10 protein-coding genes are annotated in these 14,524 nt (G+C 43.6%); 9 read left to right on the top strand and 1 reads right to left on the bottom strand.

Translation table 11 applies throughout. The features are described 5' to 3' along the window. The first annotated feature begins 1 nt into the window (after position 1). The 9 genes from fecE (at position 2) to OH459_RS21275 (ending at position 13,829) form a co-directional block, all read left to right on the top strand. Positions 2 to 766, top strand: coding sequence for a Fe(3+) dicitrate ABC transporter ATP-binding protein FecE (fecE, locus tag OH459_RS21315; RefSeq protein WP_050935953.1), 765 nt, complete (start codon positions 2 to 4; stop codon positions 764 to 766). 237 nt (positions 767 to 1,003) lie between these two features. Further along, positions 1,004 to 3,160 (top strand): TonB-dependent receptor plug domain-containing protein, encoded by a 2,157-nt coding sequence (locus tag OH459_RS21310; RefSeq protein WP_269988613.1) that lies wholly within the window; start codon positions 1,004 to 1,006, stop codon positions 3,158 to 3,160. Further along, positions 3,154 to 3,693, top strand: a complete 540-nt coding sequence (locus OH459_RS21305; RefSeq protein ID WP_017819176.1) for a YfiR family protein — start codon at positions 3,154 to 3,156, stop codon at positions 3,691 to 3,693. The genes OH459_RS21310 and OH459_RS21305 overlap by 7 nt, the downstream gene beginning before the upstream one ends. Continuing rightward, positions 3,690 to 5,615, top strand: coding sequence for a diguanylate cyclase domain-containing protein (locus tag OH459_RS21300; RefSeq protein WP_269988610.1), 1,926 nt, complete (start codon positions 3,690 to 3,692; stop codon positions 5,613 to 5,615). Before OH459_RS21305 ends, OH459_RS21300 begins: the two co-directional genes overlap by 4 nt. A gap of 280 nt (positions 5,616 to 5,895) precedes the next feature. Continuing rightward, the gene (locus OH459_RS21295; RefSeq protein ID WP_269988608.1) at positions 5,896 to 9,552 is read left to right on the top strand and encodes an ATP-binding protein; all 3,657 of its coding nucleotides are present in this window, start codon (positions 5,896 to 5,898) and stop codon (positions 9,550 to 9,552) included. Continuing rightward, positions 9,545 to 10,699 carry an EAL domain-containing response regulator gene (locus OH459_RS21290; protein WP_009696149.1) on the top strand — a complete coding sequence of 385 codons (1,155 nt, stop codon included), beginning with the start codon at positions 9,545 to 9,547 and terminating at the stop codon, positions 10,697 to 10,699. The genes OH459_RS21295 and OH459_RS21290 overlap by 8 nt, the downstream gene beginning before the upstream one ends. A 4-nt stretch (positions 10,700 to 10,703) precedes the next feature. After that, on the top strand, positions 10,704 to 11,303 hold the full coding sequence (locus tag OH459_RS21285; RefSeq protein ID WP_005449405.1) for a response regulator transcription factor: 600 nt from the start codon (positions 10,704 to 10,706) through the stop codon (positions 11,301 to 11,303). 11 nt (positions 11,304 to 11,314) lie between these two features. After that, positions 11,315 to 12,676 (top strand): GGDEF domain-containing protein, encoded by a 1,362-nt coding sequence (locus tag OH459_RS21280; protein ID WP_269988605.1) that lies wholly within the window; start codon positions 11,315 to 11,317, stop codon positions 12,674 to 12,676. Between the two features lie 265 nt (positions 12,677 to 12,941). After that, on the top strand, positions 12,942 to 13,829 hold the full coding sequence (locus tag OH459_RS21275) for a LysR family transcriptional regulator (RefSeq protein ID WP_005449401.1): 888 nt from the start codon (positions 12,942 to 12,944) through the stop codon (positions 13,827 to 13,829). Here the strand turns inward: OH459_RS21275 and OH459_RS21270 are convergent. Further along, entirely contained in the window at positions 13,826 to 14,434 is a 609-nt protein-coding gene (locus tag OH459_RS21270) for a response regulator transcription factor (protein ID WP_005449400.1), read from the bottom strand. The genes OH459_RS21275 and OH459_RS21270 overlap by 4 nt on opposite strands. Positions 14,435 to 14,524: the final 90 nt, after the last annotated feature.

The following is a 14,524-nucleotide window of genomic DNA, read 5'->3' as shown; positions in this document are numbered from 1 at the left end:
CATGCTAAAGACGCAGAACCTTTCCGTCACTTATGGCAAAAATACAATCATTCCGGATTTGTCAGTCTCAATCCCAAAAGGGAAAATTACCGCGTTGATAGGACCAAACGGCTGCGGTAAATCGACGTTATTGAAGACCTTAGTAAGGATTAACAAACCTTTATCTGGTGATGTCTTTTTTAATGAAAAACCGTTATCGAGTTATGGAGATAAACGCCTAGCTCGCTCGTTATCACTATTGCCCCAAATCTTAGTAAGCCCAGAAGGAATCACAGTAAGAAAACTGGTTGAGTACGGGCGTTCTCCCTATTTGTCCCATTGGGGAAGGTTAGGGAAGGATGATAAAACGATTGTGGAACAAGCAATGCATGATACAGGCGTATTCGAATTTGCCGATAAACCGGTTGAATCATTATCCGGCGGGCAACGTCAAAGAGCATGGATTGCGATGGTCATGGCACAAGATACAGAGGTCGTGATGTTAGATGAACCTACCACCTACCTTGATATGTCGCATCAAGTCGAGTTGATGAATTTGATGCAACAAATGAATGCCAATGGAAAAACCGTGGTGGTTGTCTTGCATGATCTTAACCAAGCATGCCGTTACTGCGACCATCTCATTGTCCTTGAACAAGGTCAACTTATTGCAGAGGGGTCACCGGATGAAGTGTTTACTGAGTCATTACTTGATGAGGTTTTTGACCTGAAAGCGAAAGTATTCCGTGACCCGATTTCTGATACTCCGATGTGTGTTGCTGTCTAATAGACGCAAGATAACTTGCCCTTCAACAGTGACCAATTATTGGTTGCTGTTGATTGAAAACTGCTACAAGTTTAATCGTTTCGATAAAAATTACTCAGCGTAAAATAAGGTGGTTTAAAATGAACCGATAGGGTGCTAATGGTACACTGTACTCATATAGATACATTGTCATTTAGCGTTTGAACCACTCCCCCCGCTAATTAGCTAACCAAGCGTTCAAACGTTGAGAAATACCTTATGCGTTTGTTGTTCAGCTTCGTTTTTGCTTCTTCATTTGGCGTTGTTACGCCTGTGTTTGCCAACTATGACCTCGATTCTCTGTTGGAGATGCCTTTGTGCTCTCTAGCGGAAACCAAAGTGGTCTCAGCTACTCGTACCTCTCAGTCTTTGGCGGATACGCCAGCGTCCGTTTATGTTATCACCGCTAAAGAGATCAAGCGCTCAGGAGCTCGCTCTGTCGCTGATGCGTTATCTTTGGCACCCGGTCTTCATGTCGCTAAATATTCTAACTATGATTGGGGCGTGACGGTTCGAGGCAATAACGAAACGCTCAACAATAAAATGTTGGTGATGGTCGATGGACGTAGCGTGTTCAACCCGATGTCGTCTGGTGTGGATTGGGATCTCATTCCAGTCAGTATGGACAGCATTGCTCAAATCGAGATTGTACTCGGTCCTGTTGGGACGGTTTGGGGGGGGAATGCCGTCACTGGGGTAATTAACGTTATTACAAAAGAAGCAGAGGGCTCACCAAAAGGGCAGCTAGCCGCCAGTTTCGGCAACTACGACTATCGTGAGTATCAACTTCATCATGCTGGTGCAGTTGGTGAGTATGCCAATTACAGTCTGTATGGTGAATTTGTAGACCATATGCCTTGGACCAGTGAAGAGGCTAGGGTACAACCGTTTCAACATTTCAATGTATATACCGAGCGTTTTGGTGGGCGTTTGGATTACCAGAAGCGTGAACACACCCTAAGTGTCCAAGCCGGCGGTATTCGTTCTCGTGAAGATTACAACTGGGGTAATTATCAGCCGCATATGATCATGCCGGGCTCTGAACCCATGCGTACCTACGAAACAGAAATGACGATGCAGGAGTATTTCGTCGGCGGTCATCATATTTTCGATCGTGCCAATGGTGATAGCTGGGAAAACGAAGTCTGGTTTACGTACAGTTCTAATAATAGCACTCATGCCAATGCGCAGTTTTTTCGAACCGACTTAGACTCTCACTATACCTTTTCCGATCTTTGGGGAACGGAGTTTACCATTGGTGGAAACATTCGCCTTATTGACGAAAAGTTCGGTACGTTTTCAAAGTATGATGAACTCACCATGCCATATTTGCGCGTGGCAGAAGATCCTGATTTCTTAAATCAATCTTATGGTCTATACGCAAACTGGAGTGTGCCACTGACGGACAGAACCAAATTAACCCTTGGTAGTCGATGGCAATATAACAACCTTACTCATGATATCGACCCACAACCCCAAGTCCGCTTGAGCTATGAGCTTGCCGATAACCAAAGGATTTGGGCTGGCTGGGGTAAAGCAATCGTAACCCCATCGCGTTTGGAGCTGAGTACCTACATGCGTGAAAATCAGTACATGCAACATGTGCTATTTAGCAATAACCAATATTACGATTATTACTACAGTGTGCTTCTCGAAGGAAATGAAGATTTAGATGTAGAGTCAGTCTCGACTTATGAAGTGGGCTATCGTCTTTGGGATGACAATGCATTGCAATTTAGCGTGGGAGGTTTCTATACCCGCCATGAGAATATTCGAGTTTATAAGACAGAATCTGCTACTCAGAACATCATCACGGGTGGTTCTTCTCCAGGTACGGTTGGCACCGTTGTGGAGCAATATACCTCCATGCTGGTTGATCCTATTTGGAGTGAAAGCTTTGGTGGTGAAGTTGCGGTCAAATGGCAGCCCCGAGATGATGTACAGATCAATGCTAACTACAGTTACAAACGCATTGTTGGTCATTGTGAAGGTGATATTTGTGGTACAAACAATGCGGTAAAACGCAGTATCGAAAACGAGCCAAATCATTTTGTGAACGCGCAAGTGATGTGGGATATCACAGCTCAATGGTGGGTGAGTGTCAGCGGGCAATATGTGTCTGAATCCAAGTTGCATAAAGACTACGAGTCTGCACTAAACCCAATCAACGTGGCGAACAAAGATTATAACTGGCCCGAAGTCGTGTCTTTTGATGCATCCATTAGCTGGCAGTATAACGACTGCCTGCCAGAGATCACGGCATCAGTAGAGAATTTAGGCGCTGACCAGAGCAAAGAGTTTCCAACTAACTACAGCTCTTTTGCTAATGGCACTCAATATTGGCTAACGCTAGATTGGAATTACGCCAAATGGTAAAACGAACAGAAAAGGTTGTCGTCGTTAAATGGCTGATAGCTTTTTGGGCGCTGCTTAGTGCAACATTTGCGTTTGCTCACTACGAAGATGCGGATTTAAAAGCCGTGTATTTGTATCGTTTTGCCCTGTTGGCGGATTGGGTGGCGACGGGCGAACCTGTTGCTCCTGTAGAATATTGCGTATCTGAAAATGACTCGGTCGCAGAGCACCTCCAACGGATCGTCGCACGCAAACCTCAATTGTCACGGTTTTATGATTTATCCAAAGGCGAGACGCCAAGTTCTTGCCATATTTTATATTTAACTCAGGCGGATAGTTCAAAAATAGCCACCAGACGAAAACAGTTTCCCCATTCACTCTTAATTGGTGACGGAGATAAGTTTATTAAAAAAGGCGGTATGGTGGCATTTGTGAAAGAGAACAACCGCATCCGGCCCATGATATCTCGCAGCCACATTGCTCCAACAAAAGTCCAACTACGCGCGCAATTGTTGAGTATTTCTATCTTAGCTGAAGATGAGGTGGCTCCATGATCCGTTCTCGCCTTGCTCGGCTGCCTTTGCGCCACAAAATGATGCTTCCAACATGGTTGATGATAACTTTGATCGTGATTGGTTTAGGCACCTTAGCCATACAATACTTGGTGATTGCGCAAGAGAGTGCTTTAGATCGCCGAATCAATATCCTTGGTCAAGGCGTGGCAAATACACTTCAAGCATCCCTGATGTTTGACGATGCGTATTCTGCAAAAGAGCAATTGATTAACTTAAGCTTTGACCCAGATATTATTTCTGCTGTGGTGATCAACCAACACGACCAAACCATCGCTTCTATTGAAGATTTACCAAAAGAGTGTGCTTGGCATGGTCGTGAATTGTTGTGCGCTAATCAAAGCGTAGTCATGCGCCACAATGATGTATTGTTAGGAGGGGAGAAGCTCGGTGCACTTGAGATTTGGGTTTCGCTTGAAAGCTTGCTAATTCATGAACGTAAAATGTGGTTATCCTTGGGTGTGATTGTCCTGTTACTCTCAATCTGTGCTTGGGCATTAGCCAAATTATTGCATTCATTAATTTCGCTTCCTTTGTTGTCTTTACATCGCTCAGTTGAACATATGGGGCGGGTCGGTGTTATTCGCAAAGCATTACCGGTTTATCATCAAGATGAAGTGGGGAAACTGACCGAGTGTTTTAACGAAATGACAATGAGCCTTGCTGAGCGAGAATCTCAAGTGGCTCAAGTATTGAAACGAGTTGAAGACAAAAACCGTTATATTCGAAGCGCGCTCGATGCGATGCAACGTTGCGTTCTTGTTGTATCGTCGAATGAGCAAGTAACCTATTTCAACCCAGTGGCAGAAAGCGAACTTCGTGGCATAGAAGTGAACTCCAATGCCCGCAATTTGTTGATGAACTACTTTGAGCCTCAGCTAAAAATCGAGCGCATTATGTTTGCTATTGACACGCATACCACGGTAGAAGGAATCGAGGTACGCAGTGTCGATAAAACTAAGCGCTACCTTATTTCTTGCAACCCGATGGATACTGAAAAGAGCAGTCTGATTCAGCTTCGAGATATCACGGAGCACGCGCTGTCAGAACAAAGACGCAAACTTTTGGATTTGATGTTTGACCAAAACCAAGACGCTATTTTAGTACTCGATCGTGCTTTGAATATTAAGACGCAGAACAACTCAGCGACGCAGTGGTTTGGTGAAGTGGATGCGCTTAAAACACTGGAATTGCTTTCTCCATTTGAAGCAACAAAAGCGATCAAGTTACGCTTATTAAAAACAGGACATTACAAAACGCATGTGGAGCTGAAAAACCAGCAAGGTCGGGTGATACCATGTGAGTTGAAAGTGCGAGTATTAAAAAGTGAAACGGGCAGAGCTGAAGCCTTTGTGGTTTCCTTTACTGATTTGACGATAGATATTGAACTCAAACGTCTCAATTATCAGGCAAACCATGATCCCCTGACCGGTCTTGCCAACCGCGCTAAAGCGGTTCGTCGACTCCAAGAGAAGCATGATGTTGGCGCATCACAACACATCTTATTTGTGGACTTGGATGGTTTTAAGGCCGTTAATGACCAATATGGACATGCAGTTGGAGACCAATTGTTGAAGGTCGTGGCGCAACGATTAATGAACTGTGTCGCACGACGCGATCTGGTTTCGCGCTTGGCAGGAGATGAGTTTTTGATTGGGGTCCGTGATGCGTCGAGCAGTAAGCCTATTGCTAGGAGGATCATCGAGAGCCTCGAAAAACCGTTTCTTCTGGGAGACGTGACGTGTGAAGTTTCTGCAAGCATAGGTATCAGTTATTGGTCTCGTGAAGACTCTGCGACGTTAGATGAAAAGATCAACGAAGCGGATGTTGCGATGTATTTAGCGAAAAAAGCGGGGAAAAACCGGTACCACAGCGGCGCTGAAACGGTTTGTTTACTTGATTGACGGAAAACCATGTCCTTGGGCATGGTTTTTATATTACGCAATTTGTTGAACATGCGATAAACGTTGAGCTGTTTAGTTGTTGAACAGCACATTTCAGTTTAATGATGGGATATCCTACCCAAATATGTTGTAGTCCAAGGTGGATAATCTTGTCAGAATGTCCTGACTAAAATCAAAAAAATGCTTTTATAACAATGAAGTAAACACAATTCAAAAATTGTCGAAGTTTGACATTTATGCTGTGCAAATTAGTCTGATCTCCCAAGTTGTGGAAGTCGTTATGTTCAGCATTTTAAGAAAAACCGTCATACTTTTTGTCGCATTTATCGGCACAATCTCTCCGTCATATTCCTTTGCTAGCGATGAGTCTAGTGAAACCGTGCTTGTCGGTGTGATAGCGCTACGCTCAGAAGATCCAGAAATCGGCAACAAAATTGGCACTTATTATGGGATCAACCTCGATTACCTGACTAACATCGCCAAAGTGCTCAATCTTGAACTTGAGTTACGTTCATACAATACGATTCCAGAACTGTTCGCTGATATTGAGAATGGCACGATAGACGGTGCTGTTGGTTTTAGTAAGTCGCCGGACAGAGAATCTCGCTTTATCTTCTCGGATGCTTTTTTCTCTAGCACCATCGCGGTTTGGTATCGTGAAGACAGCTATTACCAACGTGATCCACGAGAACTCCAATGGGTTTGTGTTATCGGCACCGTTTACTGTGAATACCTCGAAGACATGGGAGCGACGAAAGTCCGCACAGTGGAAAGTCGCCTTAAAGCCTTTGAAGAAGTCAGAGGCGGTCGCGCAAACGCTTTGATCTCAAGTTACGTTGCTATCAACCAATATTTAGACGAGAACGACATTGTCAATGGTGCGGTTGATATTCCCAATTGGCTGAATGAAGAAGAATCGAGATTTATAGCTTCCAAATCAAACCAAGCGCTTGTTGACCGTATTAACAAAATTTTAAGCTGGGAACGCAATGGTAAAAACATTCGCTCGGTTGCGTCTACGAACCCATATCATGTCAACGACAAACTGCTGGTGGAATACCGAAGAGATTTAGAAAACAAGCAAATCATTACCTACAGCAGCAGTGAAGAAGCGTTTCCTTTCTTATTTAGAAACCCTCACACCGATGAGTTGGACGGGTTTCTGCCTGATTTCATCGATTTGATCCAGTCTCGCACTGGCTTGAAGTTCGAATATCAAAAGCCTAGCAGCAGCTTAAACAGTGGATTGACGGCGTTCAATGCCGACTTAGTTCCTGTGGCTTATGTAGAGAATCCACCCTTATCAGATTGGTTAGTCACCAAGCCGTTCATGCACAACAACTTTGTTGCAATAGAAGCATTGGACCCGAAAGAGCATCCCGCACACGACGCGCGATCTGGCATTCTAATGAGTTTAAAAAAACAAGGTTTGGTCAATCTCGACTCATGGAAGGAAGAGCGCTTTACTCGCTATGAAGACCTTAGGCAACTGTTGACTGACCTCAAACAGGGCAAGATTGAAGTTGCGTATATCCCTGATGACATCGTGCATAGCATGATCGCGCAGGACAACATTGATGGGTTGCTGATCAGTGAAAAAGATACACTGACCTTGTCGATTGCTTTTGCGGTAGCGGACCATAACACCAAGCTAAAGAAAATACTCGACAGCATCATTGATACCATTGATGCCAAAGAGATAGAAAAGCTTAATAGAACTTACCGAAACTTCAATCTCGTCTACGGTTACGATGAAGAACATATCTTCACCATGATACTGATTGTTGTGGTTGTGTTTGTGATCCTCTTGGCGGTTGCGTATTTCGTGTTGGCGCACCTTAAGCTCAAAGTCAATTTGGCAGAGCTAAACGCAACGAATGAGGAGAAAGAGAAGCAGTGGTTGATGGAGATTATTCAAGAAATCAACAGCATTGTTTTTATTCACGGCGAAGATAACCAAATTCAAATGAGCAATTGCTCTTTATATAAAAACCATCGTTGCAAAGGCTGCACGATTCAAAGTCGAAAAAGTGCCAAACCTTTGGTCGACAATGTGATCGAATTGCGTCAGGTGATTGCAGGTAAACGCATCGCAGATATAACAGCATCCAATGGTTGTAAGCTTGGTATTCAGCATGTTTACCGAGAACGTAAAGCCATTCTTTCTCCAAGTAGCAAAAAGAAATTTGTCCTGACCGTACTTCAAGATATCACTGAGCAAAAAGAGCGAGAGTTTGCGTTAATTGATGCGCAAGAAAAAGCGCAAACTGCGGTTCGTTCTCGAGAGAATTTCTTGGCAACCATGAGCCATGAGTTAAGAACACCACTTTCCGCTGCGCATGGTCTACTCGACTTGTTAGACCGTCAGACCAGCAGTGAGGGGAGTAAAGAGCTTATCACCCAAGCGATGCGCTCACTAAACCACTTAAACCTGCTGGTGGATGAAGTCCTTGATTATTCCAAGCTAGAAGCTGGTCAGTTGAAAGTGACGCCAGTAAAAACTCATGTTGTAAACACCTTGTGTGACGTGATTCGTAGCTTTGAACCAAAAGCGTCCAGTAAAGGGTTAGAGTATCGAGTGACCTTCAAACCCTTCTTGAATCCATGGTTGAAAGTGGACGCAGTGCGCTTAGTCCAAATCGCGACCAATCTACTCTCCAATGCCGTTAAGTTTACCAACGAAGGAGAAATCAGCGTCAGCATTGCCGTTCATGAAGGGCGATTGATCTTAAAAATCGCGGACACAGGTATCGGTATGACGGAAGCGCAACTTGAAGGTATTTTGCAGCCGTTTGTTCAAGCAGATGACACCATTACGCGCAAGTACGGAGGAACAGGGCTTGGCTTGAGTATTGTCGACCGTCTCGTGGACTGCATGGGAGGGGAGTTATGTATTAATTCCCAGTTCGGTCTTGGCACCACGATGGTTGTGAAGTTGCCTATTACCTTCTGTGAACCAGAGCCTCAAGCGGCACTGTCTTATACATTTTCACCGATGTTGCCTGCCAATGTCCGTGATTGGTGCCTTGCGTGGGGGATGGCGTCGACAGATGTGAAGCCAAATTTGGTGGGGCAGTTTTCACCGCAAGGGAAATACCAAGGACTAAACCTTGATTGTGGCAGTAAAGGAAGCTGCGAGTTAACACCGTCAGAAGCCAAGTATCCAGATACCTTACTGGCGTTGCTGCGTCAAGATTGCACCTTAAAGCCGACAGCTGAAACGGAAGACACGAATAGCAATCTTGATTGGAAGCACGGCACTGTTTTGGTCGCGGAAGATAACCCGATCAACCAAAGCGTGATCACGATGCAACTGCGAGAACTTGGCATTGAGCCTGTCATCGTAAGTAATGGTCTTGAAGCATGGCAATACGTGAATCGCGATCATCAGGTGGCGTTGGTTCTTACAGATTTTCACATGCCCGAAATGGACGGTTTTGAGTTGGTGAAGAAGCTCAAAGCAGCACCAGAGCTGGCTTCAATACCTGTTATTGGTGTCACCGCGGAAGACTCTCGCTTAGCAAACGAACGGGCTAAACACATTGGCATCGATGACATTCTTTATAAACCTTATGACCTTGAAAAGTTAAGGTCAAAACTGCTGCCGTTCTTAGGGCAAGAGAAAATGGCACAGTGGCCAGATTGGATTGAGAAATTTAGAAAGCAAGACGCTAAGGAGATAGCCAACGTTTTTAAAAGCTCAATGGCGCACGATGTGGCAAACCTAAAAGCTGCGAAAAGCAAACAAGATAAAAAACGCATTATTCACGGTATAAAAGGCGCGCTTGGCGCCATTGGAGTAACCATTTTAGCGGAGTTATGCATTGAAGCCGAGAGGGCCAATGATGGTGAGTTTGAAGCTCATGTCACCGACCTTATTGAGCGCATAGAACAAGAAATCAACCTTGCAGAACATTGGATTAGAGCACATGAATAAAGATCTTAAAGCGATGGTGATTGATGACCATCCACTGCAAATCACTTTGCTAAAGCAAATGTTATCTCGGCATGGGGTTGACGTCTCGACATTCGATAATGTTGATAGCGCGATTCAGCACGTCAAAACATCGGACGTGGACATTATTTTTTGTGATTTGCAGATGCCGAATAAAGATGGTGTCGACATGATGATGATGCTCAACCAAATCGGCTACCAGGGAAAGGTTGTGTTAGTGAGCGCAATGGAACTGATGATTGTCGCCACCGTTAGAGCGATGTGCGAATCGTTCAGTTTCGAGGTTCTCGGTAAACTTCTGAAACCTTACGATGAAGAGCAAGTGGTCGAAATGCTCAACAAGTCGGGTGTTCAACCAGCGAAGTTCACTTCATTTCAGCAACAAGTTTGCGTGCAAGACCAAGAGTTTTTGTTTGCTTTGGCTGAGGGGCGAGTTAAAAACTACTACCAGCCACTAGCGGACGCAAACACGGGAGAGATCATAGGCTATGAAGCCTTAGCGCGTTGGTTTCATCCCATTTACGGCGTTTTAGCTCCGTACAACTTCCTTTCTATTGTCAAGCGCTGCCATTTATCTGCGGAGTTGTTTGATGCGGTGTTTAGTAATGCGTTATACGACATGAAAAACCGTGGGCTGAGGTTACATGTTTCACTGAATGTTGATCATGACAACTTAGAAGATCCGGAATTTGCGACTCGCTTTATCGAACGTTGCCGTGAGCATGGCATCAGTCCAGACCAGTTTACGATAGAAATTACTGAGCGAGACACGTTTGAGACCAATGCCGCACTTTACAAGAACCTACTTAAATTCCGAATGAGTGGAGTAACGGTCAGCATTGATGATTTTGGTACGGGATCATCATCGTTGGAAAAGCTCGCTCAACTACCTTTTAACGAACTGAAAATAGACCGATCTTTCATTCAAGGTTTGGTCAATGACCCAAAAAAGAAAAATATAGTATTAGCCATCTGTGCACTCGCAAAAAGCTTAAACATTAGTGTTGTCGCAGAGGGGGTGGAAGACGAACCGACGCTAAACGCGATGCGCCAATACACGGTTGACGTATGTCAGGGCTATTACATCGATAAACCAATGCCATTAGAAGCAATAACGATACTGAAATAAAAGCATGATGAATAAACTGAACTATCTGATCTTTGATGATCACCCGCTGGTTTGCATTGCCATTAAATCTTTGGTCGAGAGCCTAGGCACTGCAAATGATGTTTTAACGGTAACCAATTCAAAAGACGCCTTAAAAATATTGAAAGAGCAACAAATTGGGCTGCTCATTTTGGATGTAAATCTCGCTGATTGCGATGGCTACGATTTCTACAAGCGCATTAAATCGCACGGTTTTGCAGGAAAAGTGATCTTCTTTTCTGCGGAGACAAGTCATATGTATAGCCAAATGGCATTTCGCTCTGGTGCTGATGGTTATGTATGTAAATCAGAAAACCACGAAATCTTAAAAGACGCGATTGAGGCTGTTTCCAAAGGTTATTCGTTTTTCAAATTCAAGCAAAGCGTTGAAGAGCATCGTAATGTACCAGCGTTATCCAGCCGTGAGAGTGCCGTGATGAAGTTATTACTGCAAGGGAAAACCAATCGAGACATCGCGGATGTACTCTCGATCAGTGATAAGACGGTAAGTACCTACAAGCGCCGAGTTTTGGATAAGTACAATGTGAAGAATATCGTTGAACTCTCTAAAGTCCTCGGTACGTAATAGGAGAAAGAATGAACCTGAGAAACGTTTATTTGTCATTCTTCTTTGCTGTGCTTTTGTTTGTGACCTCAATGACCATGATTGGAGCCATGCTCATTTCTCATGAGGTGAAGCAATTTAAAATCTACACACAAGGCATTTCAAAAACCAAACAAAAAGTCATCATGCTAGGGCTCTTATTGGAGTCTGAGCTAGCGCGTTATGAAGGAATTTCGGCTAAGGAGATTACTGATGCGACCGAGTTCAGCTTTCAAGATGCGATTTATAAGCTTGAGCCAAAGAGCGAGCTAGACTTTGTGGAAGCCGTTGCGCGTAAAGTGCTACATGAAGCTGAAGGTTATCTATCCAATGTCTACGAGCGGATTGATATCGTCCTTTATTTTCGTTCATACACAGGAAACAAGTTGATTCTTGAAAATGCTATTGATGGACTACAAGATTTGACGGAGCCTTTTGATATTGATTGGTGTAAAGAGACAAATTCTTGTTCGTTGGCGGCATGGAAAGATCAGTTGTCTGACCGCATTCTGATTTCTAAACCTTTTAAAACCACCTATTCGGATAGTCGAGCCTTTAGCATTATTAGCCCTGTTTACTTCAAAGGGGAGTTGGTTGGTGAATTTGGAGAGCAAATCTTTCTCGATTCGCTAAAGGCAGAAGGAAAGCAACTCAAAGTCGATATTAATAACGGAAATAAGCACATTGTGGTGTACTTTCCTCATTATCCTTGGCCTGAGTTTGCATACACTCAAACGTACGTAGCAGATAATAATAACCTGATTGTGTACAAATACCCGTTTAGCAAGATACTTATCGATTTTGGCTGTTTGTTCTTTGTCTTTTTTGTTGTGATCTTTGCGTATTATTCAAAAGCGCAAGAGTCAAAAGAGAGCAAAATTCAACTGGCTAACGCAATCAGCGACGCAACGAAAGACGAGCTAACCGGGTTGTTTAATCGAAAAGTGTTCAAAGAGCAGGCTTTTAAGAACAAGATTAAGATGACACCGTTTACTGTGATTGCCATTGATGGCGATCGAGTTAAACGAATTAACGATAAATTTGGGCACCACGTTGGAGATGAAGTCATATCGATAATTGCTGACTCCATGAAAAAGGTCTTTCGGTCGACGGATTATCTTATTCGCACGGGAGGCGATGAGTTTATTGCGATATTACCCGATTGCAGTCAGAGCAAATCGTTAATTTTGGCGAAGAAATTACGCGCTGCAGTGAAAGAAAATCGCTTAAAAAGTATGGACGTAGAAGTGAGTGTCAGTACTGGTATTGCAATGAGCACTGAACATGAGACGCTGAACAACGTCATCATGCGCGCTGATGAGGACCTTTATGAATCTAAGCGTCACCGTAGTTAAGTAACCAAGTAAACAAGTAACTCAGTATCCAAGTAGGTTAAGTAGCTAAGTAACTAACTTAAGACAGTGTCTTAAACCTGAAAATTGCTTTAACTGACTTTAATGTCATTAAGCAACGGTATAAGAGTTTGATAAACTTGACCAAAACGTGACTTTGGTCTTCTATAGTAAAGCAGCCTTACTCATTAGGCTGCTTTCTGTGTATTTGGCTGAAGGTAAATAAAGAACTCAATTTTCATCTCTGACCCTATTTGGTAGCTGTGCTGTGAATAAAGATCTCGACCTAAACCTACTTAAAATACTGGTGCTACTGGAGCGTCATCGTCAATTGAAACCCGTTGCGAAAGCACTGGGCAAGAGCGAAGCCTCTATCAGCAAATACCTAACTCGCCTACGTACTCAATTGGAAGATGAACTCTTTATCCGCCATGCACATCACTTTGAACCAACGGATTATCTAAAGCGTAAATTACCAGAAATTACTGATGCGCTAGGGCAGTTAGAATCTTGTCTAGTTCGCCGTGAGTTCGACCCTCTCTCGTACGAGAAAAGCATCTCAATCTGCTTGCCCCAATCAGCACAACAGTCATTTGGTGATCTGCTTCTTATTGATTTAATGGAATTATTTCCTAATGCCTACATCAATGTAGAAAGCAGTACGGATAGCACAATAGACGATATCTTGGTTGATAAAGTAGATATGCAATTGCATTACTTTAACGAAGAGTATCCAAAAACCATCCATCAACAATTTATTGGTTATGCGCCAGCTGTCATCGTGGTACCCGAAGAGCTTGGGATCAACGATCTCGAAACCGCGTGTAAGCTCGATTTCATTTTGCTTGAGTTAGCCGGTTGGAAGGATAGGGAGCAGGTGACCAAGCGAGCGCTCGAACAAAGTGGGATTAATATAAACCGTGTTGCGACGATTGGTAATATCACGAGTCTACTCAAAGTCATAAGAAGCAAGGCTGCAGCGACAATATTACTTGAGTATCAAAAGCCAATTGAAGGCTATACCTTTATCCCTGTACCGGAGAGTTTTTACCCTCAAGGGCGACCAAAGGTCGTGATACAAATGAAGCAATCTCATCGCTACAACTCGATGCATCAGCTATTAACCGATGCTATCGCGAAGTACGTCATTTCTTAGCAGCACAAGCTGCCGCATTCATCTTGCGGAAGTGTATTAAGTAGCTCTACAACGGACTCGGCATGGTATTTCTTCAATATGCGAGTCTTATAAGTACTGATGGTCTTTGCACTTAATGACAGCTGTTCAGAAATCTTCTTATTTGAATAACCTTGAGCCAAATAATGGAAAACCATTGCTTCACGGTTCGATAAAGCAACGTTACCGCTTGATTGATTGTGCGTTGCTTTAAACATGGAATAACCACGCGTCACGCTAACAATCGCATCCATAATGGTCTCTTTCGATTCATTCTTATTTAAAAATCCATGCGCACCCATTTCAAACGCGGCTTTGGACAAGCTGCTGTAATCGCGAGAGGAAATAAATAAGATTCTTCCTTGATAACCGGTTGCCAGAATGTTCTTTGCCAACCGCATACCGTCTCTGTCACCTAAAACTACATCTAAAATAACCAAGTCAACAGGCTGGTTGCGAATGAGCTCCATAACTTCGGCACTGTCAGTTGATTCTACAACGTTCACAGTTTGGAAAGCGTTTTGAACAAGAGAAGCGAGCGCTTCGCTATATAACGGTTGGTCGTCGATAATAAGAACGTTATTCATATTTTGTGCCTCACCTTATATTTCAATTTACTTGCCGCTTCCATTCAGCACTCATTTAACGAGAAGGGATTGTAGGAAAAATCCTTGCCG

Source organism: Vibrio sp. MM46, from assembly GCF_027587135.1.
Taxonomy (GTDB): Bacteria; Pseudomonadota; Gammaproteobacteria; order Enterobacterales; family Vibrionaceae; genus Vibrio; species Vibrio harveyi.
Note: the sequence above shows the minus strand (reverse complement) of the source record. Positions and strands in the feature narration are given on the sequence as shown.

Excerpts from the sequence above, each read along its gene's own strand:
- fecE (WP_050935953.1), top strand. The coding sequence starts at position 2 with ATGCTAAAGACGCAGAACCTTTCCGTCACTTATGGCAAAAATACAATC.
- OH459_RS21310 (WP_269988613.1), top strand. The coding sequence starts at position 1,004 with ATGCGTTTGTTGTTCAGCTTCGTTTTTGCTTCTTCATTTGGCGTTGTT.
- OH459_RS21305 (WP_017819176.1), top strand. The coding sequence starts at position 3,154 with ATGGTAAAACGAACAGAAAAGGTTGTCGTCGTTAAATGGCTGATAGCT.
- OH459_RS21300 (WP_269988610.1), top strand. The coding sequence starts at position 3,690 with ATGATCCGTTCTCGCCTTGCTCGGCTGCCTTTGCGCCACAAAATGATG.
- OH459_RS21295 (WP_269988608.1), top strand. The coding sequence starts at position 5,896 with ATGTTCAGCATTTTAAGAAAAACCGTCATACTTTTTGTCGCATTTATC.
- OH459_RS21290 (WP_009696149.1), top strand. The coding sequence starts at position 9,545 with ATGAATAAAGATCTTAAAGCGATGGTGATTGATGACCATCCACTGCAA.
- OH459_RS21285 (WP_005449405.1), top strand. The coding sequence starts at position 10,704 with ATGATGAATAAACTGAACTATCTGATCTTTGATGATCACCCGCTGGTT.
- OH459_RS21280 (WP_269988605.1), top strand. The coding sequence starts at position 11,315 with ATGAACCTGAGAAACGTTTATTTGTCATTCTTCTTTGCTGTGCTTTTG.
- OH459_RS21270 (WP_005449400.1), bottom strand. The coding sequence starts at position 14,434 with ATGAATAACGTTCTTATTATCGACGACCAACCGTTATATAGCGAAGCG.